General features: G+C 66.6%; 13 protein-coding genes. 8 read left to right on the forward strand and 5 right to left on the reverse strand.

The window, feature by feature from the left end:
• Positions 1 to 160: 160 nt before the first annotated feature.
• Genes JW958_01840 through JW958_01850 form a run of 3 tightly spaced genes read left to right on the forward strand, consistent with a single transcriptional unit; the run spans position 161 to position 2552 of the window.
• Positions 161 to 973 carry a class I SAM-dependent methyltransferase gene (locus JW958_01840; protein MBN1824976.1) on the forward strand — a complete coding sequence of 271 codons (813 nt, stop codon included), beginning with the start codon at positions 161 to 163 and terminating at the stop codon, positions 971 to 973.
• On the forward strand, positions 970 to 2004 hold the full coding sequence (locus JW958_01845) for a hypothetical protein (GenBank protein ID MBN1824977.1): 1035 nt from the start codon (positions 970 to 972) through the stop codon (positions 2002 to 2004). The genes JW958_01840 and JW958_01845 overlap by 4 nt, the downstream gene beginning before the upstream one ends.
• Entirely contained in the window at positions 2001 to 2552 is a 552-nt protein-coding gene (locus JW958_01850) for a hypothetical protein (protein MBN1824978.1), read from the forward strand. Before JW958_01845 ends, JW958_01850 begins: the two co-directional genes overlap by 4 nt.
• Before the next feature lie 91 nt (positions 2553 to 2643).
• On the opposite strand, the gene JW958_01855 is transcribed toward JW958_01850, so the two are convergent.
• The gene (locus JW958_01855) at positions 2644 to 3105 is read right to left on the reverse strand and encodes a hypothetical protein (GenBank protein MBN1824979.1); all 462 of its coding nucleotides are present in this window, start codon (positions 3103 to 3105) and stop codon (positions 2644 to 2646) included.
• A gap of 9 nt (positions 3106 to 3114) precedes the next feature.
• Positions 3115 to 3663, reverse strand: coding sequence for a hypothetical protein (locus JW958_01860; GenBank protein ID MBN1824980.1), 549 nt, complete (start codon positions 3661 to 3663; stop codon positions 3115 to 3117).
• A 213-nt stretch (positions 3664 to 3876) separates the two neighbouring features.
• Between JW958_01860 and JW958_01865 the strand changes: the two genes are divergently transcribed.
• Positions 3877 to 4992: a polysaccharide deacetylase family protein gene (locus tag JW958_01865; protein ID MBN1824981.1), complete on the forward strand. Its 1116-nt coding sequence runs from the start codon at positions 3877 to 3879 to the stop codon at positions 4990 to 4992.
• Positions 4989 to 5930, forward strand: a complete 942-nt coding sequence (locus JW958_01870) for a glycosyltransferase family 2 protein (protein MBN1824982.1) — start codon at positions 4989 to 4991, stop codon at positions 5928 to 5930. The genes JW958_01865 and JW958_01870 overlap by 4 nt, the downstream gene beginning before the upstream one ends.
• Before the next feature lie 171 nt (positions 5931 to 6101).
• Here JW958_01870 and JW958_01875 read toward each other — a convergent pair whose 3' ends face one another.
• From JW958_01875 to JW958_01885, 3 genes are all read right to left on the reverse strand, one after another.
• A complete protein-coding gene (locus JW958_01875; GenBank protein ID MBN1824983.1) occupies positions 6102 to 8837 on the reverse strand; it encodes a T9SS type A sorting domain-containing protein in 2736 nt (911 codons plus the stop codon).
• Positions 8838 to 8980: 143 nt separating this feature from the next.
• The gene (locus JW958_01880; protein MBN1824984.1) at positions 8981 to 10723 is read right to left on the reverse strand and encodes an agmatine deiminase family protein; all 1743 of its coding nucleotides are present in this window, start codon (positions 10721 to 10723) and stop codon (positions 8981 to 8983) included.
• A gap of 174 nt (positions 10724 to 10897) precedes the next feature.
• Positions 10898 to 12310: an MATE family efflux transporter gene (locus JW958_01885; protein MBN1824985.1), complete on the reverse strand. Its 1413-nt coding sequence runs from the start codon at positions 12308 to 12310 to the stop codon at positions 10898 to 10900.
• Between the two features lie 241 nt (positions 12311 to 12551).
• On the opposite strand from JW958_01885, the gene JW958_01890 reads away from it, so the two are divergent.
• The 3 genes from JW958_01890 (at position 12552) to JW958_01900 (ending at position 16547) form a co-directional block, all read left to right on the forward strand.
• Positions 12552 to 13496, forward strand: a complete 945-nt coding sequence (locus tag JW958_01890) for a patatin-like phospholipase family protein (GenBank protein ID MBN1824986.1) — start codon at positions 12552 to 12554, stop codon at positions 13494 to 13496.
• A 3-nt stretch (positions 13497 to 13499) separates the two neighbouring features.
• Positions 13500 to 14690, forward strand: a complete 1191-nt coding sequence (locus JW958_01895) for an FIST C-terminal domain-containing protein (protein MBN1824987.1) — start codon at positions 13500 to 13502, stop codon at positions 14688 to 14690.
• A gap of 69 nt (positions 14691 to 14759) precedes the next feature.
• Positions 14760 to 16547: a M3 family oligoendopeptidase gene (locus tag JW958_01900; protein MBN1824988.1), complete on the forward strand. Its 1788-nt coding sequence runs from the start codon at positions 14760 to 14762 to the stop codon at positions 16545 to 16547.
• Positions 16548 to 16642 lie beyond the last annotated feature (95 nt).

Raw genomic sequence — 16642 nt, forward strand, 5'->3', positions numbered from 1 at the left:
TTTCGTGTAAACATCATGGGCCCGGGGTTCACGCCCCGGGCCTTTTTCATGCGTGCACGCCGCGGAAAAGCACGCGGCGCGGCCCCGCCCCTGTTACAATCCTCCGAAAGCGGGGTCCGTTCCCCCGGCGCGGCGGATCGGGAGAGGAGAAGAGAGAGAGATGTCTTCGCCGGCTTCGATGGAAGAGATCGATTGGAACGCGATCTACCGGCGCGAGCTCGCGGCTTCGGGTTTCGCCCGGAAAAGCGCCGAGGAATGGAGCCGCCGCGCCGGGATCATGGCGGACCGATGGTCGTCCGATAGCGATTACGTGCGGGACTTCGCCGGCCGGATGAATCTCGATGGATGCGCGTCGATGTTGGACGTGGGTTGCGGAACGGGCGACCTGCTCCTCTTCCTCGCCCCTCGCCTGGAGAAACTGTACGGGATCGACTTCTCTCCCGGCATGCTGGAACGAGCGGAAAAGAAGATCCGCGAGAAGGGCGCGACGAACATTTCTCTGGAACGCCTCTCCTGGACGGACGACTGGAGTTCCCTCCCCCCCGTGGACATCGTCACGGCGTCCCGTTCCTTCTCCGTCGCCGACGCCCGGGACGCCCTATCCCGGATGCACCGGCAGGCCTCGCGCCGGGTCTACATGACCTATCTTGCCGGCGGCTCCTTTCTCGACGAATCCATCCTCTCCGCCCTCGGACGGCGGGCGGCGCCCCGCCCCGACTACATCATCCTCGTAAACATCCTCCATCAGATGGGGATACGCGCGTCCGTCGATTTCATCCCCGGTCCATCCGACTCGATCGTCTCTCCCTCCCTCGACGACCTCGTGCGCCGCGTCACATGGAGCCTGGGGTCGATCGACGAGCGAGAAGAATGCGCCCTCGCGCTCTATTACGACACCCTTCCCCGGGTCGAAGCGGGAGCGCTCCTTCCCCGGGCGCGTCGCGAATGGGCTTGGATCGCATGGGAAAAATGACGGAGAAGCCGATTCCGCTCGTTCCCGACCGCGGGGCGGCCGTTCAGCGGCTGACCGCGCTCTGGGCGCTCAACGAATCCGGACTGGGCGGCGTCGTGCACGCACTGAAGATCCCCTTCACGGGCATTCTGGTCGGAGGAACGGCGATTCTGATCATCACGTTGATCGCGTTCTTCGCGGAGCACAAGGCGCGGGCCGTGCTGCGGGCCCTGGTGTTCGTGATCGTGATCAAAGCCGCCGCCGCGCCCCACACGCCCCTGCCCGCGTATTTCGCCGTCGCCTTCCAGGGGCTCGCCGGGGCGCTCCTCTTCTCCCTGCTGCCGGGAACGAGGCTCCCCGCCATGCTCCTCGCCGTCACCGGACTGCTCGAAGGAGCGGCGCAAAAGCTGATCGTCATGACGATCGTCTTCGGCGGATCCCTCTGGCGTTCCCTGGACCTGGTCGGCCGCCACGTCGCCTCCACCCTCCATCTCTCCGTCCCCGAGGAGTACCGTTTCAGCGGCCTCGTCATCGGCGCCCTTCTGGCCTATCACCTGGCCGGCGGCGTTTTGATCGGAGCGATCGCGGGAGGCCTGCCGGATCGCCTCCTTCGCGAACTGGAAAAGCCCATGCCGGCGGCGGCCGGAGACGCCGAAGAGAGAACGGGAGCCGCGCGCCCCTCGCAGGGAAAGCGGTGGAGGAAACGAATCCTTCATTGGTCCTTCCTCCTCCTCTTCATCCTTCTCGTTCTCGCGTTCCTCGGCTCCGAAGGCGGCCTTCTTCACCGCCTCCTCCGGCCGATCCTGCGCACGGCGGTCGCCCTCGGGGTCTGGTTTCTCTTCGTCGCCCCGCTTTTCCGTCTCGCCCTCTCCCGCCTCCGGAACAGACAGATGAGCCGTCACGCCCGGGAAATCGACGACATGCAACGCCTCCTCCCCCGCCTTCGCGTTCTCGCGGGCGTCGCCTGGCGGGAGACGAGGGGAAGCCGCGCGTCGCGCCGCTGGCCGGACTTCCTGATCCGCCTCGCGGCGCGGGCGCTCACGGAAACATGAGGATCCTTCTCACAGGCGAAATCGGCTCCGGCAAGAGCACCGTGGTGCGGGAGGTGCTGCGTCTCGCGGCATTCGAGCGCGTCACCGGCCTCTTCTCCCGCCGGGTGGACGAGCGGGACGGTTCGCGCGGCTACCGGCTCGTCTCCTCGCTCGACGGCCGGGAGATGCGGTTCGCCTTCCCGAAAAGCGGCCCGGACGACGGTCCGGGAAAATTCCGCATCGACCGGGAGGTCTTCGATCGCTTCGGCGCGGAAGTCCTACGGGCGGCGGCTCGCGACGCCGATTCTCCGCTGGTGATCGACGAGTTGGGGATCTTCGAACGGGGCGCCTCCGCGTACGTGGAGGCGGTGGGGGAGTGCGTCGCCCGCAAGCGGGACGCTCTCGTCGTCGTGCAGGAGAGGGCTCGGGATTTCTGGACGCCGATCCTTAGGACCGAAGAGTTCGACCGATGCGCGGAGGTGACGCTCCGGAACCGGGACGGGTTGCCCATCACGCTGGCGGAGCTTTTTTCTCGCCCGGGCGGCGGGGAGCGTCCGGGAAACCGGTGAGGGCGGGAGAGCGCCCCCCCGCGGAGAGAGGAGACCGCCCGCTCCGATCGTTTCACGCGCCGTGGGACCCGCGCGCCGCGCGCGAGGGATCCTACAGCACCATCCAGCGACGCTCCATTTTACCGAGCACCTTATCCACGGCGCGGAGTGGGATCGCCACGCGGACTTTTTCCCCCGTGTCGCGGACGTTGATGATGAGCCTGTCCCCCTCCTTGGAGATGCGCACCGTCTCCCGGCCGTCCCGCACGTCGACCAGCACGCAATCCGGAATATCACGCAGTTCGCCGCAGGCCCGGCGCGCGATGGTGAGATAGGGGATCGTCTCGCTGTCGATCTCCTCGTAAACCTCGCTCGGGAGAAAATTGAGGCCGAGGATGAGAAACGCCGCGGGGACCTCGATCTCCAGGTTCGCGCCGCCCGACCCGCTCTCGTCGACCATCACCTCGATCATCCCCACGCCGCCCAGATTGACGACCAGCGCCGCGCCGGTCAGCGAAAAGAGCGCGATCACCGCCGCGGATATCCAAAGCGCCTTCCGGTCTCTCGATTTCATGATCCTCTCCTAGTCCGACGAACAGCTGTCGTCGATCCAGATCCGGACACGGCTCTCCTCGTCGTTCACCATCACCAGCGTCTCCCCCTTCTGCTCCGACAGGGTGCGGAAGGCGGCGAGAAGGTCCAGCTCGTTCTCCTCGCCGGCGAGAAGGGCCCGGAAGAAGGAGAGGTGGACCTTCACGTCCACGTTCTCGCCGTCCCCCTCGCTGCGGATGAGGATGAAGCTCCCCTTCTTGGCGACGCGCACGTCCTCGTCCACCTCGTCGACGTGGATGTATTCCCCCTCCTCGGCCTTCTCGAGCGCGTCCAGGATCTTCTCGATCTGCTCGCGGTCGAAGTCCTCGTCGTCGATCACCACGCGACCGTGATGAAAATCGTCCTCGTCGATCAGCGGCAAAACCGCCTCGACCAGGTCGAAGGGAAGGTTGATCCTCACGGTTTCCCGTCCGCCGTCATCCTCCACGAACACGTGGAGCCAATCCGCGGCGTGCGCCGGGCGCGCCGCGAGCCCGAGCAACGTAAAGGCCAGACCCGCGGCGATAGCGATGCGTCTCATCTTACGCCCCCTTTCCTCTCCGGATGGCCCGGTGGGACTTTCGTTTCCTCCCTCCCCTACGTTCCCTCCCCTCCAATGGTTTCCGGTCCGGACCCCTCCCCCACCGCGCCGCCCCCTTTTTCTGCTATCCTGGGCTCCGTCGCCGGTCCCGAAGGCCATGCCGGGCCTCGGAACCCCTCCGCACGGGCCGCCGCGCCCGGGGGAGCGAACGCCATGGAACGACTCTCCTCGATACTCGCCGACGCCCGCTCCGTCGCGGCCGCGCTCGCCCGCTCCGGATACCCCCCTTTCGTCCTCTCCGGCGCGCCTCCGGAGGAAACGCCGGTCTTCGTCTTCCACCGCGCGGGCGGGAAACGCCTCGGCGCGAGCCTCCGGCGGCTGGTCCGGAACGGTTACCGCACACTGAGCATGGACGAGTACCTGAAGACGCGCCGCGGCGCCCGCCCCCCCGGAGAGCGGGAAGCGCTCCTCACCTTCGACGACGGCCTCGCCGACCTCCACCGCACCGTCTTCCCGCTTCTCCGGGAACACCGCTTCACCGCCGTCTCCTTCATCGCCCCGGCGCGGATCGGCTCGCCCGGCCTCGTGGATTGGGAAGAGGCGCGGCGCATGCATGAATCGGGGGTGATCGATTTCCAGTCCCACACCCTCTCCCACCGCGCCGTCCCCGCGTCGCCTCGGATCGCCGGCTTCCACCGTCCCACCCGCCGCCCCCCGCTCCCCTGGGAAGCTCCGGAGCGCCCGGACGAACCGCCGGGGCGCCCGCACCGCCCGGGTGAGCCGATCTACGCCTCCGCCCCCCGCCTCGCCGACGAGCCCGCCCACCTGCCGGACCCGGCGATCCGGGATCGCTGCGCCGCCCACGTCGCCGCCCACGGAGGGGAGGCTTTCTTCCGGCGCCCCGGCTGGAGGCGGGAACTGATGCGGATCGCGGCGGAGGGCGCGGAGAAGAGCCCCCTCGCGACCGATCGCCGCGAATCGCCGGAGGAGAGGACCGAAAGGATCCGCGAGGAGCTTCTCCTCGGGAGGGAAGCGATCGAGGAACGCCTCCCCGGCAAAAGGGTCGCCGCCCTCGCCTATCCGTGGAACCGGTGCGGCGCGATCGCCCGCTCCCTCCTCTCCTCCTGCGGCTATGAAGCCGCCTTCACCGGCATGGAGGGGGTAGGCGCCCCCTCCGACCCCTATCGCATCCCCCGGTTGAGCGGAGACTTCCTCGACCGTCTCCCCGGAGAAGGACGCACCCCCCTTCCGATTCTCTTTCTGCGGAAAACGGCGCGGCGGATCGCCCGAGGCCCCCACTGGTCGGCCGGCGAGGAGATTCGTGCATGAAGAAATCGCTCCCTCCCGTGGCGATCGTGGCGCTCACCTGGAACCGGCGCGACTCCATGCTGGAGTGCCTCGCCTCGATCGATGCGCTCGACTATCCCGACAAGAGGATCATCCTGGTGGACAACGCCTCCACCGACGGCACGGCGGCGGCGGCGCGGGAACGTTTCCCCGGCGTCGAACTCATCGTGAACGAGAGAAACCTGGGCGCCATCGGCGGAAAGAACGTCGGCCTCCGCCGGGCGCTCGACCTCCCCGTTCCCTATGTCTTCATGGTCGACGACGACGTGGTGCTGGAGAGGGAGACGCTCCGCGAATTGGTCCTCGCCGCCGAAGAGGACCCGCGCATCGGTCTCGTGGGGCCTAAAATGTTCGACCTGGACCGGCCCGAGATTCTCCTCGCCGCGGGCGGCCGGATCGACTACACGGAAAACATCGGCCGCCACATCGGCGAGGGGGAACGGGACGACGGCCGCTACGACGACGGCTTCGAACCGGATTATCTCTGCGGCGCGGTGCTCTTGGCCCGATCCGACGCGCTTCGAGAGGCGGGGCTCTTCGACTCCGACTTCGTCGGCTACTGGTACGAGGACACGGACCTCTCGGTTCGGGTCCGCGCCTCGGGCCTAAGGGTCGTTCTCGCCCCCCGCGCGCGCGTTCGGCTCCGCGCCGCCCCCGCGGCGGAGCAGCTCTCCTACCGGAAAAAATATCTCGCCTCGCGGAACGCGATCCGCTTCCTACGGAAGCACGCCGGCCGCCGGCAGTGGGCGAGGTTCCTCCTCTTCACCGCCGCCGGAGTCCCGTACGCGCTCGCCCGGGATCTCCTCCACGGCCGCGGTCCCGGCGCGGCGGCGGGGAAAGCGCTCGGCATCCTCGACGGCCTTCTCGGCCGCGAGAAAAGGGCGCGCCGTCTCATGGGCGGGCCGCCGCCCGGCGCGTGATCCAAGCGGGGGAACGAAGGACAACCCTCCGTTCCAAGAGGAGAGCATGTAAAAAGGCGGGGGAGTGATTCTCCCCCGCCCGCGATCGAACCGTGAATCGCCCGGGCGCCGGATCCCTTTCCCATCGCCGCGGCTCGCGAAAAGAGAACCCGGCACCCTCCCTTTCGTTCGCTACCGGATCAAGACCATCTTCTTCTTGGAGACGAAATCCCCCGCCTCCATCCGGTAGAAATAAACGCCGGAGCCGACGGAACGGCCCGTGTCGTTCCTTCCGTCCCAGAGAACGGCGTGCGCGCCCTCGCCGTACTCGCCGCTCGCCAGCGTCCGCACCAGGCGGCCGGAAGTCTCGTACACCTTGAGATCCACATGGGACCGCTTCGGAACGGTGAAGCGGATCGTGGTGACCGGGTTGAACGGGTTCGGCCGGTTCCTCTCGAGCGCGAAGCGCGCCGGCGCCGGTCCGCCCTCCTCCACGCCGGTCGGGTCGAAGGGCTCCAGGAAGAAGTGCTCGAGCATGTACTCCATGTTCCCCCGGAGGTCGGCGTGATTCATCCGGTAGGGACGGCCGCTCAGGAAGGCGAAGCGCCCGCCGTTGACGCGGTGCGTTCCCCCGCCGGCGGGGGCGCGGTAAGCGCCCGTCCCGTAGTTGCCGGTGCTCGAGTTCGAGGTGAAGAGAAGCTCCGTCTCTCCCTGGGAGAAAGAGGTGTCGAAGAGGGAGCAGAAGCTCTGCGTGCTGGTAAAGCTCTGGTTCGCCAGCGAGGGATGCTGGGAGACGTAGTTGTATAGCGTCGCCTCCGTGTCCCCCATCCAGCTCACGCCCAGGTAGTCCCAAAAGCCGGGGTGGAAGAAGTCGTCGCCCATACGGGTCAAGAGGATCGCGTTCCCGCCCGCCTGGAGGTAGTCGAGTATCGACGTGTTCATCCACCCATCCAGGTCGCCGAGATAGTTATTCCCCACCCAGATCACCGTGGAGAACTGCTTCAGCGTGTCCGCCGGTATCGCGCCGTGGCCGAGGGCGGCCGGGAGCGTGGAAGGATAGCCGCCGCCCGGTTCGGTCCAGTAATCCCAGAAGGAGATGTCGAAATCCCCCCAGAAGGCGCTGTCCTCGTAGGCGCTCGTGATCTCCGCGCCGTAGGAATCCCAGCGGACGCCGTTCACCACGAGAATGCCGCGGTCGAAGGTGGGCGCCGTGACCGGCTCCTGGATCACCTTGAGGATCCAGCCGCCGTTCAGCTTGTCCAGCTTCACGTTGGTCGGCTCTTCCGGAACGTTGAGCACGAAGGTCTGCGTCGCCAGCGTGTCCTGCACGACGTAGGTGTTGTTCGCCGTGGGCATCTCGACCCACACGTCGACGGGCATCTTGAAGACGCGGTTGGTCTGCTTCTGCTCGATGGTGACGGTCAGGTCGTAGCCGACGGCGGCGGGCTCGTAGCTCCACTCGAAGGTGTAGATCGGATACCACTCGTCGTACACCCACTGGTCGAAAAAGTCGTCCAGATCCATCCCCGAGACGGTCTCGGCGACCCGCTGGAGATCGTCGGTGTGGGCATTCCCGTACTGCACCGCCGGATCGGCGTAGTAGGCGCGCGTGATGTCGAAGAAGGTTTCGTTCCCCACCACGTGCCGCAGCATGTGGAGCACCCAGTTCGCCTTGTTGTATGTGAGGTCGAGGCTCATCACCCGGTTCGGGTCGCTCGTGTCGTAGCAGTAAACCGATCCCGGTCCGAGGTACTTGGTCTCGTTCATCGCCGCCCGGTACTCGCCCATGCCGTACTTGTACTCTTTCCAGAGCGCCTCGCTGTAGACGGCGAATCCCTCGTTCAACCAGATGTGGTTCCAGCTGATCGGCGAGATCATGTCCCCCCACCACTGGTGGGAAAGCTCGTGAAGCACCACGTCCTCCCCCCAGAAGCCCATGCTCGTGCAGGTCTGGTGCTCCATCGCCCCGCCCCAGAGGAACTCGGCATGGCCGTACTTCTCGTCCAGGAAGGGATAGGCGCCGTAGACGCTGTCCATGAAGGCGATCATCGACGGGGTGAGCGCCGTGTAGGAAGGCACCGTGCCGGCGCTTCCGGGGAAGATGAAGTTCTGGATCTCCATCGAGTCGTTCGCGCCGTAGACGTACCAGTCGGAGTAGACCAGGTAGGGATAGGCGGTGACGCTGACGAGGTAGGAACTGATGGGATGACCCTCGTGCCAGTGATAGGTCTTCTTCCCCGGCGTGGTCAGGCTGTCCACCGAGAGGAGGACGCCGTTGGCGGCGACGATCAGGTCGTCCGGAACGCGGTAGCGCAGGTCCACCGAGTCCGCCTTGTCCCCCACGACGTCCTTGCAGGGCCACCAGGTCCGCGCGCCGTACGGCTCGCTCAGGCTCCAGATCATGTCCTCGCCGTCGTAGGTGTCGAAACCGAAGCCTCCCCAGGACGCGGCGGGCGTCCCGCTGTAATCGACGGAGAGGACGAAGGTCTCGCCGTTCGAGTAGGTCCGGTCCAGGTCGACGGTGACCACGTCGCTCGCGTGCGACCAGGTGGTCGCCGATCCGCCGGAGGTCGCCCCCGAGACGGTCATGTTGTCCAGGAGATCCAGGTCCGCCTCGTCGAGCGAGGCGCCGGTCACCTCGGCGGTCATGGTCACCGTGCCGCTCACCAACTCCGTGGTCGGATCGAGGTCGATGTCCACGTCGTAGTGCTTCACGTCATAAAGGTCCATGTTGGACGTCGGCCGCCCGGCGATCATCAGCTGCCGGAAGAACTCCGCCTTTCGATCCGCCTCCGCCTTGTGCGCTTGGAGACGCGGCGAGAGCGCCTCGTCCTGCGCGAACGCGAGAACAGGCAGGAGAAGGGCGGCGAGAAGGAAAGCCGCGCCGAGAAGGGCGCGCCGCGGCGGACGCGGTGACAATGGGTTCATCGGTGATCTCCTTTTCTCGGACACAGAATGGATCCCTGAGAGTCTCCTGAAAACATACAAACGATTCTCCGGAACGTCAAACAGCCCAACCGGTTCGGCTGACCGGACCGGTGGCGGCGCGGGCTTTGCGCCGCCTCCGGCCTCTATCGGACCAGAACGGCCGGGCGGGTGTAGACCACGCCGGCCGCGCGCAAACGGTAATAGTAGACGCCGGAGGAGAGCTCCCGCCCCCGGTCGTCGCGTCCGTCCCAGACCACCTCGTGGCTCCCGGCGTCGCGCGCGCCGTCCACCAGATGCCGCACCGCGCGCCCCCGCACGTCGAAGACGGTCAGCTCCACATGATCCTCGTATTTGAGGTCGAAACGGAACGTCGTCTGCGGGTTGAAGGGGTTGGGGCGGTTGGGATGGAGGACGGTCACGGCCGGCACGCCCGCCTCGCCGGCGCCTGTGTCGATCCCGCGCAGGATCGAGAAGGTGTAGTACGCCGCCGGCTCCACGCGGGGCATCCCCTCGGCGCGCCCGTCGTTGTCCTCGGCGTGGATGTAGTAGTCCACGGTCGTGTCCGACGCCGGGTTGGGAATCTCCCCTTCGTAGTAGTCGCCGCCGAGGGCGGTCATGGCGACCGTCTGCCAGGAATCGCCGGAGAAACGGTAGTGCAGCTCCACCGCGGAGAGGCCAGTCTCGCTCCTGTCGTCCACGAAGGCGGTGACGGCGACCGGCCCGGTCATCTCCTCGCGGATGGGAATGTGCGACACGCGCAGCATCCCGCGATCCATCACCCCTTTGGTGCGGCAGTGAAGGGCGTCGTCGTCGAGGAAACCGCTGTAGTAGTACCCCTCCACGTCGTATCCGGGGGCGGCCGCCTGATAGGCGGCGATCGCCTGGTTGTCGTATGTGGAGTTCCCGAAGAAGGGGACGTAGATCTTGTCGTTCAGTATGAGGGAGTTGGTGTACGACGCCGGGCCGCTGCTGGTGCTGTAGCAATAGACCCGGTGGACCGTGTAGTTCCGTCCGGTGGAGGACTGCAGGGAGGCGATCAGGGTCGCCCTCTGCTCCAGAGCGGCGTAGGTGTAGTGGCTGGTCCACACCTCCTTGATCAGCACCGTCTCCTCGTCGAGGAACTTCCCCCATGTGTCGATGTGATGGATTCCGCTGGAGCTGATGTCGTCCACCACGTTGTAGGTGGTGATCCCCAGGTAGTCCTCCATCAGCTGGTCCACCGCCGCCTCGGACATCCCCGCCTCGTCGTAGACCAGGTCGGTGGACATGCTGATGTGGGCGCCGTCGGTCATGTAGTTGCCGCCTGTGTGGTCCATCCCGTGCGCGTAGACGGGGATCCCCTGCTGGGCGCCGAAGTAGCCGTTGATCCGGTTGTCATCGGCTCGCGGACGGTTGTATTCGTGATCGACGATGCCGATGTCGCCGTTCCCGTCGAAGACGAACCAGGGACCATAGTCGCGCGTCCAGATGGAGTTCAACGGCTCGACGAGAAACTCCACCTTACTCGTATCGATTCCGTTGGAGACGAGCCAATTTACGCATGAATTGTAGTAGCTGCTCGGAACGGCGATATGGATGGTCACCACATCGTCAAAATCCTGAAAAAGAGAGGCGGGGAGACCGAAGTAGCTCGGATATCCGATCAGAACACCCGTGCACGGCTCCCACTCGGCGCAGTTCCGTACCGGTGCCGTCGGCGGGGGATCGACGCGTAGATCGCGGGTTTGCTTGTATGCATCCCAAATCCTCTCCTCCTCCGGCGTCATGCCGATGGGGAGCGGGTCGTTTGGATCGGCGGATACGGATTCGGCGCGAACGGTCCATGGGGAAAGGAGTATCGAGATGCCGAGGCTGAGAAGCATCGCACGGAAGTAAAGGCGCAGCATGGCGACTCGCTTTCGGGAAGGGGCGGGAACCGCCCGTGGGATAAGAGGTTCCATCATCGGGGAGTGATTCGATTCTACCACAACGGGAGACAAAAATCGACCCTTTTCTCCGCGGGTCCTTGGCGGCAACACATTATATTGCAGGCGGTTAGGTCTGTCGGGCGGCCGCGCCGGTCAGTCGCCGAGGGCCGCCTCTTCGCCGGAGAAGATGCACATTCCCCTCCATGTCCCCGCGCGGAAACGCAGATAGGTCCCTCCCGCCATCAGTAGATAGCTGAAGATCCCCACGATCCAGGCGTGGCGCACGTCCCCCCCCATCACTTCGACGGCCAGATAGGTGAGTGGGACGAAGACGCAGAGGAGAGTCACGAAGGCGAGTCCCATCGGGAAGCGGGTGTCCCCCGCCCCCTCGAGGATGCCGAGGCCGATCATGCGGAGTCCGTCGAAGACCTGGAAGAGCGCCGCCAGCGCGGCGAGGCCCCCCGCCAAGGCGAGCACCCGCGGGTCGCTGGTGAAGACGCCGAAGATCGGCCGGCCGAGACCGACGATGAGAAGCGCGAGAAGGAAGGTGTAGTAGACGGCGATCCGGTACGCCTCGTTCCCGTAGCGCTCCGCGCGGTCCAGGTCCCCCTTGCCGATCTCGTTCCCCACCAGAACGGTCGCGGAGATGGTGAGCCCCCAGAGGGGCATGAAGGAGAAGGAGAGGATCTGGATCGTGATCTGGCTCGCCGCGAGCCCCGCCTCACCGGTCCTTCCGATCAGCGCCGTGAAGAGGAAGAAGGAGAGCATGTCGATGAAGTTGCCGATGCTCGCCGGAAAACCGACCCGCACCAGGTCGGCGATCTTGGCGAGGGCGGGGACGCGTGGGAGGTGGATCTTGTAGCGGACGCGAAAGATCTTCCGCCCGAAGAGGACCATAAGGAGGACCGCCGCGTTGGCGAAGACCGCGATGCTTGTGGCGATCGCCGCCCCCTTCAGCCCCATCGCGGGGGAGGCGAAGAGGCGCGCGCCGCCGACCGGGATCCCCTCCCACCCGAAGATGAGAATCGCGTCGAGGATCACGTTCAGCACGTTCGCGCCGACGCCGGCGTACATCGGCGTCTTCATGTCCTTGCGGCCGTTGAAGAATCCGGTGAGGCACATCAGCAGCTGCGTGGCCGTCGCGGAGAGGGTGCGGTAGCGGACGTAGACGTAGGCGTTCTGCTGAATGTCCGGGGCGTTCCCCGTCCAGCCGAGGACGATGTGGCTGTAGTAGCCGCCCACGGTGAGGAGCGCGCCGGCGATGAGGGCGATGTAGATCCCCTGCCAGGTATAGTCCCCGACCGCGCCGAGATCGCGCCTCCCCTCCGCCTGGGAGACGAAGGTGGAGGTGACCCGCGAGAGACCGTTGAACAGTGTATACACGGTCCAGGTGAGCATGCCGCCCAGTCCCGCCGAGGCGAGGGCGAGGCTGGAGACGTGCCCCAGAAAGGCGGAGTCCACCGTCCACATCAGCGTGTGGGAGAACATGGTGAGGATCGTGGGCGCGGCGAGGGAGAAGATCTCCCGGCCGTGCCGGATCCCCATTCTTTCCGCCAGACGCTGCAAGGCCCTCTCCCTCCCCTCCCCCGGGGAGACGCTCCCCGGCGCCGCCGGGCGCGCCCGGTTCCCGGAAATCCGGTTGTCGGCGGTGGGCGTCCCTCTCGGGTGAAGCGAATGATTGTACACCGGACCTATCGCGGCGGGAAGCCCGTAGCCGCGTTCTCCGGGGGCGCTTGTCCCTTTTCCCGCTCATACTCTATGATAGCCGGAGGCGGATGGGCCGCCGGGAGAGGAAGGGATTCGGAGGATGGGACGGAAGATCGGGCTCGCCCTCGGGGGCGGGGGGGCGCGGGGCATCGCCCACATCGGCGTGCTCAAGGTCCTGGAACGGGAAGGGATCCCCATCAACCTGATCGCCGGGACGAGCATCGGCGCGCTGGTCGGGGCCGTGTACGCCGCGGGGATCGGGCCGGAGGAGCTGGAGCGGAAGGCGATCGACTACATCCACGGCGCCGATTTCCGCGACTCCGCGATCCGGGCGATCGAGAGGGCTCACGCGGGCGAGGAGCGGAACTGGAAAGAACGCCTCCAGTCGTTTCTGCAGAACCGGTTCCTCGTGGTGCAGGCCATGTTCAAGCCGGGGATCCTCTCCGCCGAGGAGTTCCGCACCGTCATCAACTATTTCATACCCGATATACAAATCGATGAGACGCGGATTCCCTTCCGCGCCGTCGCCACCGACCTGAAAAGCGGACGGTTGGTGGCGCACGAGACCGGATCGCTCCGGAAGGCGGTGATGGCGAGCTGCGCCGTCCCGGGGGCGGTGGAACCTCTGAAGGAGGGGGAGATGATCCTCTCCGACGGGGGCGCGATCTGCCTGGTCCCCATCTCGGTGGCGCGCGCGGCGGGGGCGGACGTGGTGGTGGCGGTGACGGTGGACCGGGACATCTGCACGGCGACGGAGTTCCGGAACGCCCGCACCGTCACGCGCCGGGCCGCGGAGATCCTCGCCCGCCAGCTGGAAAACTACGAACTGATGGAGGCGGACGTGGTGATCCGGCCGAACGTCGGCGATCTGCACTGGTCCGAGTTCTCCCAGGCGGAGGGGCTGGTCCGGGAGGGGGAGCGGGCGGCGCGGGAGAAGCTGGAGGAGATTCGACGCGCCGCGCCGCGGCCCGTGACGCGCCTCAGGCTGGAAGGCCTCCTCCGGTCTCTCCGGCGCCGCGTCGCCATCGGGGAAGAGGAGCCGTAGGCGATGCTCTGGGTTTCCGCTTTCGGCGAGTCGCCCGTTCTCGAGGAGGCGGTGGAGTACGCCGCCGGCCGCGTCCGGGTGGAGCTGGCGGGGAAGAGCATCGACCTGGTGCTCGCCTTCCTCTCCCGCGATTTCCACGACCGCTACGCCGAGTTCCCCGAGATGCTGCAGATGGCCCTTCCGCACCACGTGCTGATCGGCTGCAGCGCCCGGGAGGTGATCGGCGACGGCCGCGAGGGGTTGGGCGCGCCGGGGCTCTCCCTCACGGCGGCGCACATCCCCGGTTCGATCCTCACCGCCACGGCGCTCCACTCTTCGGACCTCCCCGACATGGACGCGCCCCGGACGGCGTGGCAGAAACTGCTCGACGTCCCCCCCGAACCGGTCCCCTCCTTCCTGGTTTTCGCCGATCCCTTTACTTTTCACCCCGGAAATATCCTTTCCGGCCTCGACTATGCCTACCCGTCGAGCCCGAAGCTGGGCGGCCTCGCCGGCGGCGCCCGCAAGATGGGGGGAAACGCCCTCTTTCTCGGGAATGAGACTCGGTCCGACGGGATCGTCCTTCTCGCAATGGCGGGAAACGTGGAGATGCGCGCCGAGGTCGTGCAGGGGTGCCGCCCCGTCGGCGATCCGATGCGCGTGACCCGTTGCGACGGCGGCCTGTTGATCGAGCTGGACGGGCGCTCTCCCCTGGAGACGATCCCCCGGCTTCTGGGATCCCTGCCGGACAGGAACCGGAAGGCGGGGGTCCGGGACCTGATGGTCGGCGTGCAACAGGATTCCCTTTTGGAAGAGGCCGGCGCCGGCTCCTATCTGATCCGGGCGCTGATGGGGCAGGACCCGGAGACGGGGGCGATGCTCGTGGGGGAAACGCTCCGCCCCGGCCAGATGATCCGCTTTCATCTGCGGGACAAGAGGACCGCGCGGGTCGGTCTCGCCAAGAGACTCGCCCGAATCGCGTCGGAGGACCGGGCGTCGCGGAACCGTTGCGTGCTCCTCTTCCCCGACGAGGCGCGCGGCGAGGGTCTCTACGGCGAGCCGGAAACGGAGACCCGGCTTGTGCGGGAACACCTCGGCGACCTTCCGCTGGGAGGATTCTACTGCGGAGGCGCGCTCGGCCCCGTCGCAGGCGCGACGCATCTGCACGGCATGGCGAGCGCCTTCGCCGTCATTCGCCCGAAGAAAACGAAATAGCCATCGGCCCACCGGGCGGGCGGCGCGGCGCGCCCCGCCCCCGGGACATCGACGAGAAAGGAACGCCTCATGGGAACCTATCCGATCAACTGGAACCTGGATTCCCTCTACGAAGGGGGAAGCGGGTCGGCCGATTTCGCGCGGCTGTTGGACCAATGCGACCGCGCGCTGGACGGATACGAAAAGGTCCTGGCCGCCCTGCCGGAGCGGCCCGGCGGGGAATGGGCGCGGGCGGCGCTTGAACTCCAAAAGATCGCCCGCGACGTGTGGGAGGCGATCGCCTTCATCGAATGCCTCCAGGCGCGGAACGTCGAGGACGGGCGGGCCGACCTGCTCATGGCGCGCGCGGAGGCGATGAACGCGCGCCAGAGAAGCTACCGGACCCGGCTCGGCACGCTTCTGCTCTCCGCCGGCGACGAGGAATGGCGCGCCTTCCTCGCGAGGGAGGAACTAATCGCGATCGCCTTCCCCCTCGAGGAGCAGCGCGAGGTGATGCGCCTCAAGATGGACACGAACCGGGAGGTGCTCGCCGAGGAACTCGCCGTGGACGGCTACCACGGTTGGAGCCGGCTCTACGAGAAGATGGCCGGATCGCTCCGCGCCGAATGGACCGAGGGGGGAGAGACGAGCCGTATCTCCATGGGCCAGCTCCACAACAAGATGGAGAACCCGGACCGGGAGACGAGGCGCCTCGCCTTCGAGAAGCTGGAGGAGGCCTGGCGGTCCGTCGCGCACCCGACCGCCATGGCGCTCAACAATCAGGCCGGCTTTCGCCTCGGCCTGTACAAACACCGGGGATGGGACTCGGCGCTAGACGAGCCCCTCCGCATCAATCGCATCCGCCGGGAAACGCTGGACGCCATGTGGGGCGTGGTCGCCGACGAGAGCCGGCGCCTCCTCCCCTTCATGGAACGGAAGTGCCGCCTCCTCGGCATCGACCGGATGAAATGGTACGACCAGAACGCGCCCATCGGCGGGAGCGGCCGAGGCTACACCTACGACGAAGGAGCGGCGTTCATCCTGGAGCACTTCGGCGGCTTCAGCCCCGATCTGCGCGACTTCGCCGCCATGGTCTTCGAAAAGGGATGGATCGAGTCGGAGGACCGGCCGGGGAAGCGTGCGGGCGGCTTCTGCACCGATTTCCCGATCCACCGAGAGACGAGGATCTTCACCACCTTCGGCGGAACCTATGGAGGCGTGTCGACCATCGGCCACGAGCTGGGGCACGCCTATCACACGTGGCTGATCCGGGAACTCCCCTTCTGGACGACCCAGTACCCGATGACGCTGGCGGAGACGGCGAGCACCTTCTGCGAGACGCTCCTCCTGGACGCCGCGCTGGAGACGGCCGAATCGGACGCGGAGCGGCTCACACTCCTCGCCCAAAAGGCGGAGGAGGCGGTCACGATGATGATGAACCTGCGCGCCCGTTTCCTCTTCGAGTCCGCCTTCTTCGAGGCGCGGGCGAAGGGGGCTCTCGGCCCGGAGGAGCTGGACGAGATGATGACGCGCGCCCAGAAAGAGGCGTACTGCGACGGTCTCGACCCGGAAGGATATCACCCACTCTTTTGGGCGTCGAAACTGCACTTCTATATCACATCCATGCCCTTCTACAACTTCCCCTACGTCTTCGGGTATCTGTTCAGCAACGGCATCTACGCCCGGGCGACGGCGGAGGGACCGGCCTTCGCGAAGCGCTACGAGAACCTGCTGAAGGACACGGGACGGATGACCTGCGAGGATGCCGCGCGGAAGCACCTGGGCGTGGACCTGGCGCGGCCCGAGTTCTGGAAGAGCGCGGTGGACATCGTCCTGGACGGGGTGGAACGGTTCAACGAGCTGGCGGACAAAAGCTGATCCGGCGGACCCTATCGAGGGCTCTATTAGGAACCGGATTCTCTTCGATCGGGCGAGGCGAGAGAGAAGGCATCCGGTTCCGAAAACGCCGAGGA

This window comes from Candidatus Eisenbacteria bacterium, from assembly GCA_016930695.1.
Taxonomy (GTDB): domain Bacteria; phylum Orphanbacterota; class Orphanbacteria; order Orphanbacterales; family Orphanbacteraceae; genus JAFGGD01.

Coding starts and splice junctions, on each gene's coding strand:
- JW958_01840 (MBN1824976.1), top strand. CDS start 161: ATGTCTTCGCCGGCTTCGATGGAAGAGATCGATTGGAACGCGATCTAC.
- JW958_01855 (MBN1824979.1), bottom strand. CDS start 3,105: ATGAAATCGAGAGACCGGAAGGCGCTTTGGATATCCGCGGCGGTGATC.
- JW958_01850 (MBN1824978.1), top strand. CDS start 2,001: ATGAGGATCCTTCTCACAGGCGAAATCGGCTCCGGCAAGAGCACCGTG.
- JW958_01890 (MBN1824986.1), top strand. CDS start 12,552: ATGGGACGGAAGATCGGGCTCGCCCTCGGGGGCGGGGGGGCGCGGGGC.
- JW958_01875 (MBN1824983.1), bottom strand. CDS start 8,837: ATGAACCCATTGTCACCGCGTCCGCCGCGGCGCGCCCTTCTCGGCGCG.
- JW958_01880 (MBN1824984.1), bottom strand. CDS start 10,723: ATGCTGCGCCTTTACTTCCGTGCGATGCTTCTCAGCCTCGGCATCTCG.
- JW958_01870 (MBN1824982.1), top strand. CDS start 4,989: ATGAAGAAATCGCTCCCTCCCGTGGCGATCGTGGCGCTCACCTGGAAC.
- JW958_01900 (MBN1824988.1), top strand. CDS start 14,760: ATGGGAACCTATCCGATCAACTGGAACCTGGATTCCCTCTACGAAGGG.
- JW958_01860 (MBN1824980.1), bottom strand. CDS start 3,663: ATGAGACGCATCGCTATCGCCGCGGGTCTGGCCTTTACGTTGCTCGGG.
- JW958_01845 (MBN1824977.1), top strand. CDS start 970: ATGACGGAGAAGCCGATTCCGCTCGTTCCCGACCGCGGGGCGGCCGTT.
- JW958_01895 (MBN1824987.1), top strand. CDS start 13,500: ATGCTCTGGGTTTCCGCTTTCGGCGAGTCGCCCGTTCTCGAGGAGGCG.
- JW958_01865 (MBN1824981.1), top strand. CDS start 3,877: ATGGAACGACTCTCCTCGATACTCGCCGACGCCCGCTCCGTCGCGGCC.